The following is a 19,618-nucleotide window of genomic DNA, read 5'->3' as shown; positions in this document are numbered from 1 at the left end:
ACCCCGACGCGGCCTCGGGGCCCCCGGCGGGCCCCGGGGCCCCCCCCCCGGGGGGGGGCGGGCCCCCCGCCCCCGCCGTGAGGGCGACGGCGGCGACGGCCAGCCACCGCCGCGCCCGCGGGGGCAGCTGCACCCCCGCGGTGTACAGCGCGTCGACCAGGACCAGCAGCAGGCCCACGGAGCCGCCGGCGGGGAGGGTGCCGGCGAACGCCGCGGTCGTCACGAGCAGGACGGCGAGCGGGTGCCGGCGCTTGGCGGCGAGCGCGGCGCAGCCCGCGACCAGCAGCCCGGCGTGCAGCGCGTCGGCGGCCGGGCCGGAGGTGGCCGGCGGGGTGCTGGTCACGCCGAGGCCGAGCAGCAGCAGCCCGACGCCGAGGTACACCAGGGCGACGCCGCGGTCGTCGGGCCGCGGCCACCGGGCGGGTCGTCGCGGAGGCATGCGGCCATCCCAGCACGGACCTCCCCCGCGCGGGTCCTCCGAACGGACGAGGCGCCCCCGCGGGATCGTGCGGACGGCCGACGCCCCCGCCCGGCGCGCCCGGGGAGGCTGCCCGCATGGACGCCCTGCGCGAGAACCCCGTCGCCCTGCTCGTCGTCGCCTGCGAGGTCGCCTTCTGGGTGTTCCTCGCCGCCGCGGTCGTGGCCCGCTACGTGCTGCGGCGCCGGCGCCTGTCGACGGTGCTGCTGCTCTGCGAGCCGCTGCTCGAGGTGGTGCTGGTCGTCGCGACGGTCGGCGACCTGCTCCGGGGGAGCGAGGCGACCTGGACCCACGGCCTCGCGGCGCTGTACCTCGGCTTCACGGTCGCGTTCGGGAAGCGCACCGTGCACGCGGTCGACGCGTGGGTGGCGCACCGGTTCTTCGGCGGGCCCGAGCCGGTGCGGCCGCCGAAGCACGGGCCGGTGCGGGTCCGGTACGAGTGGGCGCTGTGGTTGCGGGTGCTGCTGGCCTGGGCCGTCGCGTGGGCGGTGCTCGGTGTGCTGATGCTCGTCGCGTCGGGCGCGGGCGAGGCGGCGGCGCAGCAGCGCGAGGTGCTGCTCGGCTGGGGTGCGCGGGCGACGCTCGTGCTGGTGGGGTGGCTGGTGTTCGGCCCGGTGTGGGAGACGCTGACGCCCGCGCGGCGCGAGGAGGAGCCCCGCGCGGGCGACGGCGCTCAGCCCGCGAAGATCCGGCGGTAGGTCTCCGGCGGGAGCTTGGGGTTCCGGCGGGAGTCGCACAGGCCGTTGGTCTCCAGGCCCGTGTCCGTGAGCTGGGTGTAGCAGTAGCCCTGCAGCACCGTCGACGCGCGGACCGCCCCGACGATGTCGGACAGCCGCGCCTCGAGGTCCTCGGTCGACCGGGCCTCGGAGTAGCCCCAGGACCCCTCGGGCGCGCCGGGGGCGTAGGACACGCCGCCGAACTCGGTCAGCAGCACCGGGACCGTCTCCGGCTCCGGGGCCGGGCCGCCGACCCACATCCGCCGCCCGGCCGGCCCGACGCCGTCGAGGGTCGCCGCGACCGCCGCCGCGTCGGCGTAGCGGGGGCCGAGCACCGCGCCGCTGTCGGCGTAGTCGTGCACGGTCAGCAGGTCGGAGGCGGTGTGCTCCCAGCCGTCGTTCGAGATGACCGGGCGCGTCGGGTCGAGCGCGCGGGTCAGGTCCGTGAGCGCCCGGCTGTACGCCTGCTGCGCCGGGTCGTGCGGGATGTGCTGCACGCCCCACGACTCGTTGAACGGCACCCACGCGATGATCGACGGGTGGGACACGTCGCGCCGCACGACGTCCAGCCACTCGCGGGTCAGCTGGGCGACCGCCTCGTCGCTGAACCGGTACGCGCCCGCCGTCTCCGACCACACCGCGAGCCCGAGCACGTCGCACCAGTACAGGTAGCGCGGGTCCTCGACCTTCTGGTGCACGCGGACCGCGTTGAACCCGAGGTCCTTGGTGAGCTGCACCTCGGCGCGCAGCGCGTCGGGGCTCGGCGGGGTGAGGTGCGACTCCGGCCAGTAGCCCTGCTCGAGCACGGAGCGGAGGAAGAACGGCCGGTCGTTGAGCAGCAGCGTGCCGCCGAGCACCGCGACCGAGCGCAGGCCGCAGTACGACTCCAGGCGGTCGAGCTCCGCGCCGTCCGGGCCGAGCAGGGCGACCTCCGCGTCGATCAGCACCGGGCTGTCCGGTGACCAGAGCAGGCGCTCGTACTGCTGGCCGTTCGCCTGCCGCGCGATCGGCACCGTGACGTCCGCGACGGAGCCCTCGACCGGCACCTCGGCGGCGCCCAGGTCCTCGCCCGCGCGGGTCAGCCGCACCCGGACCCGGGTCCCGGCCGGCGCGACCGCGCGGAGCCGCACCTGCGCCGCCACCCGGCCGCCCGGCACGTCCGGCCGCCAGGCGACGTCGGCCACGGCCACGGAGGGGACGCGCTCCAGCCACACGGTGCGCCAGATGCCGGACGTGCGGTGGTACCAGATCGCGTGCTGCTCGGGCTGCCAGTCCTGCTTGCCGCGCGGCTGCTCGACGTCGGTGCGGTCGTCGGTCGCCCGCACCACCACGACGTGCTCCTCCGCGGCGACGTCCGGGTCCAGCAGGTCGGTCACGTCGACCGAGAACGGCGTCTGGCCGCCCTCGTGCCGCACCGCGTGCTGGCCGTCCACCCACACGTCGGCCTCGTGGTCGACGGCGCCGAGGTGCAGCAGCAGCCGGTCGCCGCCCGGCGCGCCGTCCAGGCCGCCCGGGACCGCGAACGTGCGCCGGTACCACAGGGCGGCGTGGTCGCCGTGGTCGCCGACCCCGGACGCCGCGGACTCCGGCGGGAACGGCACGACGACCTCCCGGTCGAACCGCCCGGCCGCCCCCGGCGCGTGCCACCGCTCGCGCAGCCCGGCGTCCGCGTCGTCGAACGCGAAGGCCCACGGCCCGTCGAGCGACCACCAGCGGTCCGGGCGGACGAGCTGGGGGCGGGGGTGCAGGCCGCGGTCGGCTGCTGACGTCGTCGTCATGGGCGGTCCTTCGGTGTCGCGGGAGTGCTGGCCAGGTCGCGCACGGCCATGTTGCCACGTGGCAAAGGCGCGCGTCACGTCCGTGCCCGGGCGCGCCGCGCCGCGCCGGTCGCGGGGCCGCGACCGGCCCGCGGACGGCCGTCAGGGCGTCGCGGTCGACTCCCGGGCCACCACCGCGTGCGGCACGGTCACGTCCTGGGCGGGCCCGGCCTCGTCGCCCCGCTGCACCCGCGTCACCAGCCGGCGCACCGCGGCGCGGGCGATCGCGTCCCGGTCCGGCCGCACCGAGGAGAGCGACGGCGTGGCGAACCGGGCCTCCTCGACGTCGTCGAACCCCATCAGCGCGACCTCGTCCGGCACCCGCACGCCGCGGGTCAGGCAGGCACGCAGCGCCCCCGCCGCCAGGACGTCGGTGAAGCAGAACACCGCGTCCGGCCGGGGGTCGGCGTCGAGCAGGGCCGACATGGCGGCGAACCCCGCCGACCGCTCGTAGGCGTCGACGTACCGCATGAGCCGCGGGTCGGCGGGCAGCCCGGCGTCGGTGAGCGCCGCCCGGTACCCCGCCTCGCGCTGCGGGCCGGTGCGCGCCGCCGCGCCCGGCTCCAGCCCGATCGCGGCGATCCGGCGCCGGCCCGTCGCGACCAGGTGGGCGGTGGCGTCCCGCGCGGCGGCCACGTTGTCGATGTGCACGTGGTCGAACGAGGTCGGCACCGTCCGCTCGCCGAGCAGCACCACCGGGCGGTCCGGGTCCGCGGCCGCGAGGTCGTCGGGCGTGAGCGACAGCGGGCTGAGCACCAGGCCGTCGAACAGCGCGCCGCGCGGGCCGCGCAGCAGCAGCTCGCGCTCCCGGTCCGGGTCGCCGTCCGTCTGGTCCACGACGACCGTGAACCCGGCCCCCGTGGCCTCACGGACCACCGCGCGGGCGAGCTCGGCGAAGTAGGGCTGGTCGAGGGCCGGCACGACCAGGCCCAGCAGGCCGGTGCGCCCGGTGCGCAGCGAGCGGGCCGCGGCGTTCGCCCGGTAGCCCAGCCGGTCGATCACGGACTGGACGTGGGCGCGCGTGCGGGGCGCGACGTGCGGGTAGCCGGTGACGACGTTGGACACGGTGCGCGGGGACACGCCCGCCGCCCGGGCCACCTCCTGCAGCGTCACCGCCGACCTGCGCGCCATGCGGGGCACCCTAGCGGTGCCGGGACGCGGCCGTGGGCCCCCTGTGCGGCGTCGGTAGGGTGCGGCTGTGCCCCCGAGCCCCCCGCCGCCCGTCGTCGGCCCGACGACCGCGGACCAGGTCGCGCGTCGGGGGCGGACCGCGGCGGCCGTGGCGCTGGTCGCGCTCGGCGCGGTCGGCGTCGCCCAGGTCGCGACCGCGGCCGTGCTGCCCGCGCTCACGCGGCAGCTCGGGCTCGCGGACTGGCAGGCCGGTGCGGTGACGTCGCTGTCCGGGGCCGTGGTCGTCGCCAGCAGCCCGTGGTGGGGGCGGCGCGCGGACCGGCGCGGTGCCCGGCCGGTCCTCCTCGCGGCGGTCCTCGCGGGCGCGCTCGGCGCCGTCGCCGTCGCCACCGTGCTCGCCGCCGGCGACCTGCTGCCCGCGGGCGTGGCCTGGGTGCTGCTGCTGCTCGCCCGGGGCCTCGGGGTCGGCGCCGCGGTCGCCGCCGCCGGCCCGGCCACCCAGGTGGTGCTCGTCGCCCGCTCCCGCACGGAGGCCGAGCGGGTCGCCTGGATCGCCCGCGCGGGTGCGGTGCGCGGGCTCGCGACCGCGGTGGGCGCCGGCCTGGCCGCGGTGCTCGCGGGGCTGGGGACGGTGGTGCCGGTGCTGGCGACCGTCCTGGTACTCGCGGGTGCGGGCGCCGCGGTGCTCGCGTCGGCACGCGCGCCCGGGGGCGGGACACCGGTGGCGTCGGCGGGCCCCGGGGGCGTGCGGCCGCCGCCCACCGGCGACCGGCTGGGCGCCCTCGCGGTCCCCGGCGTCCGGGTCGCCGTGACCGCCTCGGTCGCGGTGTTCCTCGCGCTCGCCCTGGTCCAGGGCAGCGTGGGCTTCCTGGTCCAGGACCGGTACGGCCTCGGCCCGGCGCCCGCCACGGCGCTGACCGGGACGCTGCTGCTCGCGGCGGGCCTCGGGTCGATGCTCGCCCAGGGCGTCCTGGTCCCGCGGCTGCGGTGGGCGCCGTGGCGCCTCGTGCGCGGGGGCTCGGGCGCGGCGCTCGCCGCGTTGGTGGCGTACCTGGCGCCCGTCCCGGCGCCGGTGCTCGTCGGGGTGGCGGCGGTGTTCGGCGCCGCGGTCGGCGCGGGGGCGGCGGGGTGCACGTCGGCCGCGTCGGTGGCGGTCGGCGCCGACCGCCAGGGCGACGTCGCGGGCGTCGTCAACGCCGGCAACGCGCTGACCTTCGTCCTGGGGCCCCTGCTCGCGACGGCGGCCTACGGGGTCCGGCCGGAGCTGCCCGCCGCCCTCGCGGTGGCCGCCGGCGCGGTGGCGCTCGCGGCCGCGGCCCGGGGCGGCCGGTGACCGCCGTGCGCCGGGGCGTGCCCCGCGTGCCGTCGTGGGCCGTGCCGCGCCGCGGGCTGCGCGAGCGGCTGGACCCCGGGACCGCGCTGCTGGTGCTGCGCGGTCCGGCGGGCGCGGGCAAGAGCCTCCTGCTCGCGTCCTGGGTGCGCGCGACGACGGACAGGGCGGTGCTGTGGCTGGACGCCGAGGCCGCCGGTCCCGAGCTGTGGCCCGCGGTGCTCGAGCAGCTCGTCGAGGCCGGGCTGGTGGACGGGCGCGCGGCCGGCGCGGCGCAGTCGGCGGCCGGCCGCGGCGGCCGTGCGGTGGCGGGCGCGGTGGTGGGCGCCCTGGGGTCGCTGGCGTCGCCGGTGCTGCTGGTGCTCGACGGCTACGAGGCGGTGTCCTCGCCCGGCGTCGACCACGGCCTGGTCGAGGTGCTCGCCGGCACCGACCTGCTGCACGTCGCGGTCACCACCCGCGGGTCCCAGGACCGGTTGCTCGCCGAGGCCGCCGTGCGGGTCGACGTCGCGGTGCTCGGACCGGAGGACCTGCGCCTGGCGGAGGACGAGGTGGCCGAGGTGCTGGCGCGCGCCGGCCAGACCACGGAGGCCGCCGGGCGGGTGCGGGCGGCCACCGACGGCCTGGGCCTGCTGGTGCGGACCGTGGCGCTCGCCGGGGCGGCCGGCCAGGTGGACCTGCGCACCGCGCCGCACGACGCGCTGGTCGCCGTCGCCGCGCGGGGCGTGCTCGCCGCCCTGGAGCGCGACCCGGGCGACGCGGCGTACCTCGCGGCGGCGCGCCGGGTGTCCGTCACTGCCGTCGTGCCGCCGGCGCTCGCGGAGGCCCTGGCGGGCGACGGTGCCGCGGCGCTGCTCGCGCGCCTCGAGCGGGACGGGCTCGGCGCGTGGGAGGAACCCCCCGGGGTGCCCGGCGGCGCCCCGGCGGCGGCAGGCCCGGAGCTCCGGCTCACGCCCGTGGTGCGCGCCGCCCTCCGGGCGGACCTCGCGCGCACCGAGCCCGGCGCGGTCGCGGACCTGCTCCGCACGGTGGTCGCCTGGGGCCTCGACGCGGGCCGGTACTACCCGGCGCTGCACGCGGCGGCGGAGACGGGCGACCCGGACCTGGTGACGTCGGTCGTCATGCGGGTGTGGGGCTCGGGGCAGCGCACCAGCGCCGAGGACACGATCCGGGTCCTCGAGCGGCTGCCGCGGACCGCGGTGGCGGCGCGCCCGGCGCTGGCGCTGCTGGTCGCCCTGCTGCACAACACCCGGGCGGAGCACCGCGCCCGCGCGCTGGAGTGGTTCGCCGTGGCCGCGGGAGCGGCCGTGCTCCACCTCCCGCGCGCCACGACCGCGGAGCGCGCGGTCCTCCGCGCCGCCGAGAGCGTGGCGATGCGGCTGCTCGGCCGGGGCGGCCGCGCCCGGACCGCGGCGCTCGCCGCGGTGGAGCACCTCGCCGCGACGCCACCGGGCGCGGACGCCACGGTCGACGGGCTCCGGGGGCTCCTGCACCGGCAGCTCGGCACCTCGCTCCTCACCGCGGGCGACGTCGAGCACGGCCTTGAGGTGGCGGCCGGCGGGGTCGCGCACGAGCGTGCGGGCTCCCTCGGCGCGTTCTCCGCGCAGGCGCTCGCCGCCGGCTTCCTGGCGGTGCAGGGCGACGTCGCCGGCGCGCGCCCCGCCACCGCGGCGGCGGCCGGGATCGAGCCGCCCCGCCGTCCCGAGACGGCCTACCGCCGCTCGCCCCTCGACCTCGCCCGCGTGCACCTCGCCCTCGAGGACGGCGACCCGGTGGCGGCCGTCGCCCTGCTGGACGACCTGGCCGTGGAGCTGCGCACCAACGAGTTCTGGCCCGCCTTCGCGGAGGCGCGCGCCACCGCCGACCTGGTGCTGGGGCACGCCGCGGCGGGGGAGGAGGCGCTCGCGGCGGCCCTGCGCCGGGGGCGGCGGGCGCCCGCCAGCGGCTACTGGCGCGCCCGGCTCGCGGCGTCGCGGGCGGTGCTGGCGCTGGCCGCCGGCCAGCCCGAGCGCGGGCTGGACCTCCTCGACCCCGTCCGCCGCCCGCACGCCGCGGTCCGGGTGGCGCGCGGCCGCCTGCTGCTGTCCACCGGGCGGCGCGACGAGGCGCGCGCGCTGCTCGCCGCGCCCGACCTGCCCGACGAGGGTCCGCGGCTGCGCGCCGCGCGCCGGTTCCTGCTCGCCGCCGCCACGGTGCCGGACCCGGACGCCGCCCGCGACCGCCGGGCCGAGCCGCGCGCCGGGGACGAGGCGCGCGCCGGGGACGAGGCGCGCCGGGCCGTGGCCGCCCGCGCCCTGCGCGAGGCGTGCGCGGTGCTCGCCGCGGGCGGGTCGCGGACCGGCTGGCTGCTGGTGAGCCCGGCGGAGCGCGCGGCGCTCGCCCGGTCGGCGGCGGCGGACCCGGCGACGGCCGCCGCCCTCGACCGGCTCGCCGACCTGCCGGCGACGGTCCCCGACGGCGCGCCCGGCGTCGGGCTCACCGAGCGCGAGCTGGTGGTCCTGCGGCACCTCGCGGACGACGCCGGGCTCGCCGAGGTCGCCGCCCGGCTGCACGTCTCGCACAACACCGTGAAGTCCCAGGTGCGGACCGCCTACCGCAAGCTCGGCGTCCGCAGCCGGGCGGACGCCGTCGCGCGCGTGCGGGAGCTCGGCCTGCTCTGACCCGCGTCCGCGACGCCGTCCGGGGCGGTCACCCCTTTCACCCCGGTCCTCACCTCCGCGGCCCCGCCGGCCGTCCCGATCCCCGATCGGCCGGACCAGGGCGCGCGACCCGCGCCCGCACCGCCGGCGCAGTCGAGACGGATGGGCACGGGGATGAGCTGGGGATCAGGCGCGCGCGGCGCGTCACGGGGGATGCTGGGGCGGCTGACGGCGGTCGCGACGGTGATCGCGCTGCTGCTGGTCAGCGCGGTGCTGGCGGTGGCGGCGCCGCAGGTCGCGCAGGCGGCGGACGGGGACCGCGGGACGCTGGCCGTCCGCAAGACGGCCTCGGTCACCACGGCGCGCCCGGGCGACGGCGTGACGTGGACGGTCGAGGTGACCTGCGAGTCGATCGTCGCGATGTGCGCCGACGTCGCGCTCGAGGACGCGGTGCCGGAGCCGTTCGTGCTGGACGCGGACGGCGTGACCGTCCAGGCGGAGCAGACCGGCCAGGCGGTCGTCGCGGTGTCCGGGGCGACCGCCCGGGTCGCGTTCCGCGAGACCGACCCGAGCCACCCCGGCGTCGTCGGGCTGGCGGCCGGCCAGAGCGTCTCGGTGCTCCTGCGCACCACGCTCCCGGCCGGGACGCCGCTGTCCTGGGACGGGCGGTCGGTGACCAACACCGCGGACGTCACCGCGAGCAACGCCGACCCGGTGAGCGCCCCGGCGACCGTGGGCATCGCGGTGCCGGTGACCCCGAGCGTCGCCGTCACCAAGCGGGTGGAGCCGGCCGACCAGGTCGCGGGCGACCCCGGCGACGTCACGGTCACCCTGGGCGCGCGGAACACCTCGCCCGTGGCCGCCACGGCGCTGACCGTGACCGACCCGGCCGCCGGGACGCCCGCCGCGTTCGGGCCCGGCACGCCGCTGGTCCTGCGCGGCCTCGGCGCCTGGACCGCGCCGGAGGGCGCGACCGCGCTGTCGGTCGACCTCAGCACGCCGGGCGGCACCGTGACCGTCGGGCCGTTCGCGCCGGGCACGACCCTGGACGCCGGCGGCGTGGACCTCGCGACCGTCTCGGCGGTGGCGCTGCGGTTCGCCGGCGACGGCGCCGCCGACGGCACCCTCGTGCCCGGCGGGGCCGCGGGCTCCGTCGCCCTGGTGCTCGGGCAGGCGGGCACCGCGCCCCGCGACGCCACCACCCGGGTGCCGAACACCGCGTCGGCCGCGCTGGCGACGCCGCGCGGCGACGCGACGGCGACGGCGTCCGCCGCGTTCCAGATCAACCCGGTGACCGTCGAGGTCGCGGCCGGGAAGACGTTCGACGGCGCCGCGCGCGCCGAGGTGGTGGCGGGGCAGACGTCGGTGGTCCGGCTCACCGCGCGCAACGCCTCGAACTCCGCGCTGTCGCTGCTGCGGGTGGCCGAGCCCTCCGCGCCCGGTGCCGGTCCGCTCGGCGACCCGGCCGCCGGCCTGCTCGGGTTCGACGGCTTCGGCACCGACGGCTCCGGCTCCGTGGACGCGGCGGCCTGGCCCGCCGGCGCGGACGGCGCCACGGTGACCTTCCTGGGGACCGGGGTGGGCGGACCCGTCGCGGTGCAGCCGCCGAGCGGCGGGACCTCGACCTGGCCCGCGCCCCCGGCCGGCGCCGTCGTCACCGGCTTCGTCGTGGAGTACCGCGGCGCGCTCGCCCCGGGCGCCGCGGCGACGGTGCCGTTCCGCGTCGCCACCGACGCCGGCTGGTCGCCGGTGCGCACGTTCACGAACGAGGTGGCGGTCGACGGCGAGGCGGCCGACGGCACCCCGGCGGCGGTGCGGACGGCGTCCGCCCGGCTGACCGTGGTCCCGCGCCAGGTCGTCACCACCGCGAGCAAGTCCCTCACCCAGCAGGCCCAGGGCGCGCCGCTGCCCGGCGCGCCGGGCCAGGAGCTGGTGGCCACCCTCACCGGCCGCGTGTCCGCCGACACCACCGTCCCCGTCGGGTCCCTGGTGGTCGAGGACGCCGCCGGCGGCGACGCCGGCTCGTCCCTGTGGGACGTGGCGGTGCTCGACCGGGTCGGCTCCGTGCAGGTGCCCGCGGGGGCGCGCGCCGAGGTCCTGGCCCGCACCGGCGGCGACTGGGTGTCGCTGGCGGGCCCGACCACGGACGCGACGTCGCTGCTGGACCTCGCCGTCCCGGCCGGCGCGGACGGCGTCCGCGTGGTCTACACGCCCACCGGCGCCTCGCTGCCGACCGACGGCACGTTCACCCCGCGGGTGGCGCTGGTGCTGGCCCTGGACGAGGCGGTCGCCGCGGGCACCGCCCTGCGGAACACCGTGGCGGTCGAGGCGACCGGGAGCGGCGTCGGTGCCGGGCTGACCGGTCCGTCCGACGCGGGCGACGCGGTGACCTTCGGGCCGGGCGACGCCCCGGTCGACATCCGGCGGGTGGACGCGAGCAAGTCCTGGCGCGACGCCTCGGCGCTCATCGGCGTCGACAACGCCGAGCCGGGCGCGGACCGGCCGGCCAACCGGCTGACCATGCGGGTGCAGAACGTCTCCGGCGTGCCGGTCGGGTCGCTGCGCCTGGTCGACCCCGACCCGGCGACCGACGACGGCAGCACCTTCGAGCACGTCGACCTGACCCGGCTGGCCGTCACCGCCCCGGCGGGGACCGACGACGTGCGGGTCGTGCTGCGCGGCGCCGACGGCGGCGTGCGGCACGACCTCGGGTCCGCGGCCGCGGTCGCGGCGCTGTCCCCGGCCGACCTCGCCGACGTGGTCTCGGTGGAGGCGCGCGCCGACGGCACCCTGCCGGACGGCGCGGCGCTGGTCGTGGTCGCGGACACCGTGCTGCGAGCGCAGACCCGGTCCGGCGCCGCGATCACCGGCACGGCCGACGCCCCGGCGTCGACCACCCTCACGAACACGCTGGTCGGCGACCTGGGCCCGGGCACGCCGGACGACGTCGCCCAGGCGAGCACGGTGCTGTACCCGGAGGCGCTGCAGCCGCTCGACGGCGCGCTCGCCAAGTCCGTCTCCCCGGGCACAGGGACGCGGTACGCCGCGCAGGACCGCACGGTGCGGCTGTCGCTCAGCGCGCGCCGGGTCAGCGACGCGGCCGTGAGCCGGCCGGCGACCTACGTGCTCGAGGACACGTCCGAGGCGTTCTGGGACGCGTTCGACCTGGTCGGGCTGGAGGCGCTCGCGGGCGTCACCGCCGCCGACGGGGCCGGCTACACCGCCGACGTGCAGTACCGCGTCGGCGGCGCCTGGACTGCGCCGGTCAGCAGCGCGCTGCCGCCCGGTGTGAGCACCACGATGCCGCCGCTGCCGGACGGTGCCGCGGCGCTGCCGGACGGCACGTCCGGGCGGGACGTCACCGGCGTCCGGGTGACCTTCCGGGCACCTGCGGGCTCCTGGTTCGCCAACCGGCAGATCGGCGGGTTCGAGGGCCCGACGGCGGTCTTCGCGCTCAGCCCGCGGTCGACGCTGCGCAGCACCGGCGCTCAGGTGCCGGCCGGGACGCTGATCAACGAGGTCACCGGGACCGTGCAGGCGGAGCACCAGCCGACCCCGGTCGTCCTGGACCCGGCCCTCGCGACCTACGAGGTGACGGACGGCGTCCTGGACGCCACCGTGACCAAGACGCCCGGCACCACCACCACGGGCCCCGGCTCCCGGCTCCCGTTCCGGCTCACCGCGACCAACACGGGCACGGCGCCGATCGTCGACCCGGTGCTGGCCGACGTGCTGCCGGCGGACGCCACCGGGCCGCAGCTCGTCTACGACCCCGACGCGTACGGCGCCGCATCGGTCGCCGTCACCCCCGACGACGCGCCCATCGCGAGCGCGGAGCCGTCCGTGGTGGTCGACGGCGGCGAGGTGCGCGTGACGTTCCCGCCCGGGACGCGGCTCATGCCGGGCGAGCAGGTGGCGGTCACGGTGCCGCTCGCGGTGCGCGCCGGGACCCCGGCGGGCTCGGTGCTCACCAACCGGTTCGTCCTGTCGTCCGCCGACGGGCTCACCCGGGAGGCGACCGCGCGGATCGACGTCGTGGCGCTGCCGAACTACCTGCGGGTCAAGGACGTGGCCGAGGACCTGGCGCCCGGCGCCACCCCGACCGGGGTCGTGAACACCTCGGCGAGCGGCCAGGAGTGCGTGTCGGCCGACGGGTTCTACCGGACGCCCTGCCTCGTGCGCACCCAGCCGGGTGGCACCGAGACCTGGCGGCTGCGCGTGACCAACACCGGCAACCTGCCCACGGCGAGCGCCACGCTGGTGGACGTGCTGCCGTTCGCGGGCGACACCGGCACGTCGCGGTCCCAGAGCACCAGCGCGCGGGGCAGCGTGTGGGCGACCGAGTACCTCGGCGACCTGGAGCTCACCGGGCTGCCGGACGGGGCGCGGACCGCGGTCTCCTACCTCCTGGGCGGCGCGACCTGCACCTACACGGGCGACCCGCGGTCGGCGGACCCGTTCGGCACGGGCTGCGCCGCCGACGTCTGGACGCCGGCGGACCAGGTGGACGACCTGTCCCGGGTGCGGGGCCTGCGCGTCGACCTGGACCTGTCGGCGCAGAACCTCCGGCCCGGCGACACCGTCACCGCCACGTTCCGGACCCGGTCGGCGACGGCCTACGACACCGCCGCGGCGGACGTGGACGCGCCCGCCTGGAACACGATGGTGGTGACCACCGCCAGCGTGACGCCCGCCGGGCTGGAGCACGAGACGCTCGAGCCCAACCGGGCCGGCGTCGCGGTCCACCGGACCTACGCCCTGGGCGACCGGGTGTGGCTGGACGACGACCGGGACGGCCGGCAGGGCGCCGGCGAGCCGGGCGTCGCCGGGGTGACAGTCCGGCTGTACCCGGCGGGCTCGGACGAGCCGGTCGCGACGACCACCACGGACGCCGACGGCCGGTACCTGTTCGACCTGCTCCCGGCCGGGACGTACCGGGTGGAGTTCGTGCTCGACGGCGACCTCGCGGGGCGGTACGGGTTCACCGGCCCGCGCCGGGGGGACGCGGCCGAGGACTCCGACGCCGACACCATCGGCTGGACCCGCGAGGTCGCGCTCGGCGCCGACGCGCCGCAGGTGCGCCCGGTCGGTCCCGGGGACGGGGCGCGGGCGGACTACGTGGACCCGACGGTGGACGCCGGGCTGGTGCGGGTGCTCGGTCCCACGCTCCCGGGTGACCCCGGTGACCCCGGTGACCCCGGTGACCCGCCCGCGGGCGGCGACCCGGTCGGTGGCGCCGTCCCCGCAGAGGCGGGCGCCGTGACGACGCCCGGCGGCGGTGCCCTGGCCGTCACGGGGTCGGGCCTCGGGCTGCTCGCGGCGGCGGTCGTCCTGCTCGGGCTGGGCGGCCTGGCGCTGAGCGCCCGGCTCGGCCGCCGGCGCGGCTGACCCGCCCGTCGGGCCCCGCCCCTCCGGTGACCGCCGGGGGAGCGGGGCCCGACGTGCGCGGACGCGCGGAAGGCGCTTCACTCGGGCCGCATGAGACGCACCGCAGGACTGCTGCTGACCGCGGCGCTGCTCGCGGGGTGCTCGGGCGGGTTCCCCGCCGACCCCGACGGCACGCTCGAGCGGGTGACGGGCGACGCGCTGCGCGTCGGGATCACGGCGAACCCGCCGTGGACCGTGGTCGAGGAGGGGGCACCGCCGTCCGGGCTCGAGGCCGAGGTGGTCGCCGAGTTCGCCGAGACGCTCGACGCCGAGGTCGACTGGACGGTCGGCAGCGAGGAGCGGCTGATCGGCGACCTGGAGGCGGGCGAGCTCGACCTCGTCGTCGGCGGCTTCACGGGGCGGTCCCCGTGGTCGGCCCGGGCGGCGCTGACCACGCCGTACACGACCGTGCCCGACGAGCACGGCGCGCCCGAGCCGCACGTGATGGCCGCGCCGCTCGGCGAGAACGCGTTCCTCGTCCGGCTGGAGACGTTCCTGCTCGAGCACCACCGGGACGTGCTGCCGTGAGCGCGCCCGGGACGACCGCCACGTTCGGTCACACGGAGCTGCCCCCGGAGCAGTCGGCGGCCCTGCGCCGGGCCGTCCGGCTGGCCTGGGGCACGATCGCGTTCCTGGTCGTCGGCGTCAGCCTGGTGTACCTGGTGATGGGCAGCTCGCAGGCGATGAAGGCGGCGTGGACGGAGGACCTGCTGTCCTTCATCCCGCCGATCTCGTTCCTGGTGGCCGTGCGGTTCGCGCGGCGCCGGCCGACCACCGCGCACCCGTACGGGTACCACCGGTCGGTCGGGGTCGGGCACCTCGTGGCGGCCGCGGCCCTGCTCACGATGGGCGCGTTCCTCGTGGTCGACTCCGGCAGCGGGCTGCTCGCCGCGGAGCACCCGCCGGTCGGCGTGATGCACCTGGGCGACCACGTGTTCTGGGCCGGCTGGCCGATGATCGGCGCGATGGTCCTGACCGGGATCCCGCCGGTGCTGCTCGGGCGGGCCAAGATGCCGCTGGCCCGCACGCTGCACGACCGGGTGCTCTACGCGGACGCCGACATGAACAAGGCCGACTGGATGACCGCGCTCGGCTCGGTCGTCGGCATCCTCGGCATCGGCGCGGGCCTGTGGTGGGCCGACTCCGCGGCGGCGCTGTTCATCTCCGTGAGCATCCTGCGCGACGGCATCGGCAACCTGCGGGTCGCGGCCGGCGCGCTGATGGACGCGCGGGCCACCACGGTGGACGGCGACGAGCCGCACCCGCTGGACCGGGCGATCGACGAGCGGCTCCGGGAGCTGCCCTGGGTCGAGGACGCCCGCTCCCGGGTCCGGGACCAGGGGCACGTGTTCCACGTCGAGTCGTTCGTGGTCCCGCGCGCGGGCCGGGCACCCGGGCTGCGGGAGCTGGCCGAGGCGCGCGCGGCCGCGACGGCGCTGGACTGGAAGGTGCAGGACCTCGTGGTGGTGCCGGTCGAGGAGCTGCCCGAGGAGATGCTGCCGGACGTCGCGGCGCCGCCCGGCGAGGACGAGCGCCGCGCGGGGGCGGACGCGCGCTGACGCGGGCGCCCGGGCCGCCCGGGCCGCCCGGGCGCCGGCGCCCGCCGCGCCGACTGGGTACGGGACACGTCGAGTGAGCATCCGCCGGATGCTCACTCGACGTGTCGGCTGCACACTCGGCGCTGCGGGACGGCGCCGCGGGAGGGGTCAGGCGGTGGCGCGGTCGGCGGCAGGGGCGCCGTCCGAGGCCGCCGCCGAGGTCGGGGCCGCCGCCGGGGCGCCGTGGCCGCCGCGGGACGGCGCCGCGAAGAACGCCACCAGCACCGCGCCGACCAGCGCGATCGCCGCCGGCAGCAGCAGCGACTGCGCCATGGCGTCCGAGAACCCGGCGGTGAGCGCCTCCGGCAGCGAGCCCGCGGCCTCGGCCGCGCCCGTCGAGTCCCCGGCACCGGCGCCGAGCTCGGCCACGAGGCGCGCCTGGATCAGCGCGGCGATCGCGGCGGAACCGAGCACGGAGCCGATCTGCCGGGTCGTGTTGAACACGCCCGACCCGGCCCCGGCCTGCGCGCGCGGCAGGTTGCGGGTCGCGGTCGACGAGATCGGCGACCAGAGGCAGGCGTTCGCGACGCCGAGCACCGCGCTCGGCAGCAGCAGCCGCGCCCACTGGTCGGGGTCGGGGCTCAGCCAGAGGAAGAACCACACCAGCGCGCCGGCCTGCAGCAGCATGCCAACCAGGGCGATGTTCCGCGGGTTCGCGGTGTCGACGCGGCGGCCGATCACCGGCGACAGCACCAGGGTCATCACGGCCATCGGCGCGAGCATCAGCGCGGACCGGGTGGGGGAGAAGCCGAGCACCAGCTGGTAGTAGAAGACCAGCGGCAGCGACATCGACGTGACGGTGAAGCCCAGGGCGCTGATCGCGCCGTTCGCGAGCGCGAAGTTCCGGTCCCGGAACAGGCCGAGCGGCAGCAGCGGCTCGTCCTTCGTCCGCGCCTGGTGCCAGACGAACAGCCCGAGCACGACGACGCCGGCCCCGACGACGCCCCACACCGGCAGCCAGCCGCCGATCAGGCCCCAGTCGTACGACTGGCCCTCCTGGATGCCGAACACCAGCAGGAACATGCCGAGCGCGCTGAGCACGACGCCGAGGACGTCGAACCGGTGCGCGTGCGTCTCGAGCCGCGGCACCAGGCGCCAGGCCAGCACGAACGCGACGACACCCACCGGCACGTTGACGATGAAGATCCACTCCCAGCCGAGCCCGTCGACGAGCACGCCGCCGAGGATGGGGCCGACCAGCGTCGCGACGCCGGCGACGGCACCCCACAGGCTCATCGCCTTGCCGCGGGAGTCCGGCGGGAACATCCGGGTGATGACGGCCATGGTCTGCGGGGTCATCAGCGCGGCGCCCAGGCCCTGGACGGCGCGCGCGGCGATCAGCACGCCGATCGACCCGGCCAGGCCGCAGGCGAGGGACGCCAGGGTGAAGACCACCAGGCCGGTGAGGTACACGGGCTTGGGACCGAAGCGGTCGCCGAGCCGTCCCGTGACGAGCAGCGGGGCGGCGTAGGTGAGCAGGTAGGCGCTGGTCACCCAGATCACCGCGTCGATGTCGGTGCCGAGCCCGGCCATGATGGCGGGGTTGGCGACGGACACGATCGTGGTGTCGACCAGGATCATGAAGAAGCCCACGACCAGCGCCCAGAGGGCGGGCCAGGGACGGGCGGTCTCGGACATGCGGGTTCCTCGCAGGGACGCGTGCTCGTGCGGAGCGGGTGGAAGGGCGCGCGGCGGGTGGCCGCGCCGGGTCACCAGGCGATGTCGCCGGACTCGATGCCCTCGATGAAGGTGGCGATCCAGGTCGACTCGGTCTCGTAGACCGCGATCTGGTACGTCAGGTCGATCCAGTAGCGGGCGGGCAGGTCCTTGGCCCGGACCCGCTCGACGCCCGCGCGCAGGTCGTCGAGCTCCGCCGCCAGCCGGGCGCGCCGGTCGCGGAGGAGGGTGAGGACGGTGGCCCTCGGCAGGTTGTGCGCCTCCGCCAGCGCGAGCGGCAGGCGGGGGTACTCGTTGACCGGCGCGGCGATCATCGCGGCGAGCTGCTCGGTGAGCGCGTCGCGGCCGGCCGGGGTGATCTCGTAGGTGGTGCGCTCGGGGCGGTTGCCGGCGCGCTCGGTGCCGACGGCCCGCACGAGCCCGTCCCGGTGCAGCCGGTCCACCGAGTGGTAGAGCGAGCCGGGGCGGACCTTGACGATGCGGTCCGTGGCGCGGTGCAGGAGCACCTGGTGCATCTCGTAGGGGTGCAGCGGGCGCTCGACCAGCAGCGCGAGAACCGCGACCGCCAGGGGGGTGAGCGAGCCTGCCACGTGATGCTCCTTCTTGATTACTCCATGTGGACTATAGGACATCTGTCCCATGCAGGGAAGTGGGGACGGGGCGATGCCCGCCGCGCGTGGCGGCCGTCAGCCCCGGGCGAGCAGCTCCGCGACCAGCGTCGGCAGCGCCTGCTCGATCGGCTCGCGCACCACCCGGTCGGCGATCCCGTCGTACGGGGTCGGCTCGGCGTTGACGATGATCACCTCGGCGCCGGAGTCGGCGGCCAGGGCCGCCAGGCTCGCGACGGGCTGCACCGTCAGCGTGGTGCCGACCGCGAGCAGCACGTCCCCGTCGGTGGCGGCGGCGATCGCGCGCTCCAGCGCCCGGTCGGGCAGCCGCTCGCCGAAGTAGACGACGTCCGGCTTGAGGATGCCCCCGCACACCGCGCAGGGCGGGTCCGGCTCGGCGTCCAGCCGGGCGAGCACGTCCACGGTCTGCTGCCGGTCGCCGCACGCCAGGCAGGAGGTGGTGCGCAGGGTGCCGTGCAGCTCCACCACGTCGGCCGGGTCGGAGCCCGCGGCCTGGTGCAGCCCGTCGAAGTTCTGGGTGAGGAGCGCCTGGAGGTGTCCGGCGTCCGCAAGGTCGACCAGCGCGCGGTGCCCCGCCGCCGGCCGCGCCGTCCACGCGGGGTGGGTGCGCCACATCTCCCAGCCGCGGCGCCGCACGTCGGGGTCGGCGACCAGCCGGCCGATCTCGAGAAGCTCGGCCTGCTCGGGGTGCCGGGTCCAGGTGCCGTCGGGTCCGCGGAAGTCCGGGATGCCGGAGCCGGTCGAGATGCCGGCGCCGGTGAGGACGGTGACCCGCAGGCCGGGGGCGGGCATGTGCACGGCTCAGCGACCCTTGCGGCCGCGGGACGAGCCGGGCCGGCTGCCGGACCGCCCGCGACCCCCGCCCGATCCGAAGGAGGGGCGGCCGCCGCGCGCGGGGGCGCCGCCACCCCTGCCGCCCGCGCCCTTGCCGCCCGCGCCCTTGCCGGCCGGGGCCGCACCGCCGGAGCGGTCCGGCTTCCCGTCCTTCCGCGCGGCGCCCGTGCCCGCGTCCGCCGGGGACGCGGACCCGCGGCCCCGCGAGCTGTTCACGGTCCGCCCCCGCACGATCCCGATCAGCTCCTCGACGAGCGGGTCGCCGTCCCGGTCGCCGAGCCAGGCGAGCGCGGCCTGCGACCCGGGCGCGCCGGTGACCGGCCGGTACGTCAGGTCCTTGCGGTGGTGCAGCCGGGCCAGGGACTGCGGCACGAGCAGCAGCCCGACACCCGAGGCGACGAGCGCCACGGCCTCCTCCGTCGTGGCGGGCTGCGGCAGGAGCGACGGCTCGCCGGGCGCGTCGGCCCAGCGCAGCACGTCGTCGGCCGGGGTGAGCACGGTCTCCTCGGCCAGGTCGTCCGGGCCCACCTCGTCGAGCGCGGTCAGCAGGTGGTGCTTCGGCAGCACGACGACCGTGGTCTCGACGTACAGCGGGATCGCCGACAGCACGTCCCGGTCGACGGGCAGCCGCAGCAGGGCGGCGTCGGCCTCGCCGCGCGCGAGCACCGCCCCGGCGTCGGCGGCCGGCGCGTGCACCAGCTCGAGCGGCACGTCGGCGACCCGCTCGCGCCAGGTGCGCACCCAGGAGGCGGGGACGACGCCGGGGACGAGCAGCAGCCGGAACCGCGGCGGGTCGTCGGTCGCGGCGGGCTCGGCGGGCGCGGCAGGGGGAGGCTCGGACATCGGCGTCAGCGTAGCCGCGCGCCGCGTCCGTATCCTGGTGCGGTGACCTCCGAGCCCATCCCCGCTCCCGCCCGCCGCGCGCGCACGCCGCAGACCATGAAGCCGGCCACGGCCGCCGCCAAGCTCGGGGTCTACCTGCCCGCGACGCCTGCGGAGTTCCAGGCGGGCCCGGTGTCCCGCGAGCAGCTCGACGACCTGCAGCGGAACCCCCCGGCGTGGCTCACGGACCTCCGGAAGAACGGCCCGCACCCGCGCTCCGTGGTCGCCGCGCGGCTGCGCATCTCGACGTCCGGCCTCGCCCGCAACGGCCTCACCGACCCGCTCACCACCGAGCAGATCGACGCGATCGTCGAGGAGTCGCCGGAGTGGCTGCACCGCGAGCGCGCCACGCAGGCCGAGGTGAAGCGCGAGGAGCAGCGCCTGCGCGAGCGCGACGCCGCCCGCGCCGCCGAGGGCAAGGGCGACCGCCCCCGCGCCTGACCGGCCCCCGCGCCTGACC

At 78.2% G+C, this 19,618-nt stretch carries 13 protein-coding genes and 1 pseudogene; 7 read left to right on the top strand and 7 right to left on the bottom strand.

Annotated features, from left to right (window positions below):
- Positions 1 to 439: pseudogene (locus MHY85_RS14885) on the bottom strand (hypothetical protein); the annotation flags it as partial.
- A gap of 116 nt (positions 440 to 555) precedes the next feature.
- On the opposite strand from MHY85_RS14885, the gene MHY85_RS14880 reads away from it, so the two are divergent.
- The gene (locus tag MHY85_RS14880) at positions 556 to 1,176 is read left to right on the top strand and encodes a hypothetical protein (RefSeq protein ID WP_239197637.1); all 621 of its coding nucleotides are present in this window, start codon (positions 556 to 558) and stop codon (positions 1,174 to 1,176) included.
- Here the strand turns inward: MHY85_RS14880 and MHY85_RS14875 are convergent.
- Both MHY85_RS14875 and MHY85_RS14870 read right to left on the bottom strand, forming a co-directional pair.
- Complete coding sequence (locus MHY85_RS14875) at positions 1,152 to 2,972, bottom strand: glycoside hydrolase family 2 protein (protein ID WP_239197635.1); 1,821 nt, start codon at positions 2,970 to 2,972, stop codon at positions 1,152 to 1,154. The two genes, MHY85_RS14880 and MHY85_RS14875, sit on opposite strands and share 25 nt — an antisense overlap.
- 141 nt (positions 2,973 to 3,113) lie before the next feature.
- Positions 3,114 to 4,142, bottom strand: coding sequence for a LacI family DNA-binding transcriptional regulator (locus tag MHY85_RS14870; RefSeq protein WP_239197633.1), 1,029 nt, complete (start codon positions 4,140 to 4,142; stop codon positions 3,114 to 3,116).
- A gap of 67 nt (positions 4,143 to 4,209) precedes the next feature.
- On the opposite strand from MHY85_RS14870, the gene MHY85_RS14865 reads away from it, so the two are divergent.
- The 5 genes from MHY85_RS14865 to MHY85_RS14845 all read left to right on the top strand — a co-directional run bounded on the left by MHY85_RS14865 (position 4,210) and on the right by MHY85_RS14845 (position 15,097).
- Positions 4,210 to 5,475: an MFS transporter gene (locus MHY85_RS14865; RefSeq protein WP_239197631.1), complete on the top strand. Its 1,266-nt coding sequence runs from the start codon at positions 4,210 to 4,212 to the stop codon at positions 5,473 to 5,475.
- Complete coding sequence (locus tag MHY85_RS21925) at positions 5,472 to 8,132, top strand: LuxR C-terminal-related transcriptional regulator (protein WP_239197629.1); 2,661 nt, start codon at positions 5,472 to 5,474, stop codon at positions 8,130 to 8,132. The genes MHY85_RS14865 and MHY85_RS21925 overlap by 4 nt, the downstream gene beginning before the upstream one ends.
- 153 nt (positions 8,133 to 8,285) lie before the next feature.
- Positions 8,286 to 13,499 carry an SdrD B-like domain-containing protein gene (locus MHY85_RS14855; protein WP_239197627.1) on the top strand — a complete coding sequence of 1,738 codons (5,214 nt, stop codon included), beginning with the start codon at positions 8,286 to 8,288 and terminating at the stop codon, positions 13,497 to 13,499.
- A gap of 90 nt (positions 13,500 to 13,589) precedes the next feature.
- The gene (locus tag MHY85_RS14850) at positions 13,590 to 14,066 is read left to right on the top strand and encodes an ABC transporter substrate-binding protein (protein WP_239197625.1); all 477 of its coding nucleotides are present in this window, start codon (positions 13,590 to 13,592) and stop codon (positions 14,064 to 14,066) included.
- Entirely contained in the window at positions 14,063 to 15,097 is a 1,035-nt protein-coding gene (locus tag MHY85_RS14845) for a cation diffusion facilitator family transporter (protein WP_239197623.1), read from the top strand. The genes MHY85_RS14850 and MHY85_RS14845 overlap by 4 nt, the downstream gene beginning before the upstream one ends.
- 147 nt (positions 15,098 to 15,244) lie before the next feature.
- Here the strand turns inward: MHY85_RS14845 and MHY85_RS14840 are convergent, their stop codons facing one another.
- From MHY85_RS14840 to MHY85_RS14825, 4 genes are all read right to left on the bottom strand, one after another.
- Positions 15,245 to 16,774: a DHA2 family efflux MFS transporter permease subunit gene (locus MHY85_RS14840; RefSeq protein WP_239197621.1), complete on the bottom strand. Its 1,530-nt coding sequence runs from the start codon at positions 16,772 to 16,774 to the stop codon at positions 15,245 to 15,247.
- A gap of 71 nt (positions 16,775 to 16,845) precedes the next feature.
- Positions 16,846 to 17,454 carry a PadR family transcriptional regulator gene (locus MHY85_RS14835; RefSeq protein WP_239197619.1) on the bottom strand — a complete coding sequence of 203 codons (609 nt, stop codon included), beginning with the start codon at positions 17,452 to 17,454 and terminating at the stop codon, positions 16,846 to 16,848.
- Between the two features lie 45 nt (positions 17,455 to 17,499).
- On the bottom strand, positions 17,500 to 18,234 hold the full coding sequence (locus tag MHY85_RS14830) for a Sir2 family NAD-dependent protein deacetylase (RefSeq protein WP_239197641.1): 735 nt from the start codon (positions 18,232 to 18,234) through the stop codon (positions 17,500 to 17,502).
- Between the two features lie 9 nt (positions 18,235 to 18,243).
- On the bottom strand, positions 18,244 to 19,119 hold the full coding sequence (locus MHY85_RS14825) for a LysR family substrate-binding domain-containing protein (protein ID WP_239197617.1): 876 nt from the start codon (positions 19,117 to 19,119) through the stop codon (positions 18,244 to 18,246).
- 96 nt (positions 19,120 to 19,215) lie between these two features.
- Between MHY85_RS14825 and MHY85_RS14820 the strand changes: the two genes are divergently transcribed.
- A complete protein-coding gene (locus MHY85_RS14820) occupies positions 19,216 to 19,599 on the top strand; it encodes a DUF5997 family protein (RefSeq protein WP_239197639.1) in 384 nt (127 codons plus the stop codon).
- The last annotated feature ends 19 nt before the right edge of the window (positions 19,600 to 19,618 follow it).

This window comes from Cellulomonas sp. ACRRI, assembly GCF_022346185.1.
Lineage (GTDB): Bacteria > Actinomycetota > Actinomycetes > Actinomycetales > Cellulomonadaceae > Cellulomonas.
This window is presented reverse-complemented; position numbering and strand designations above follow the sequence as displayed.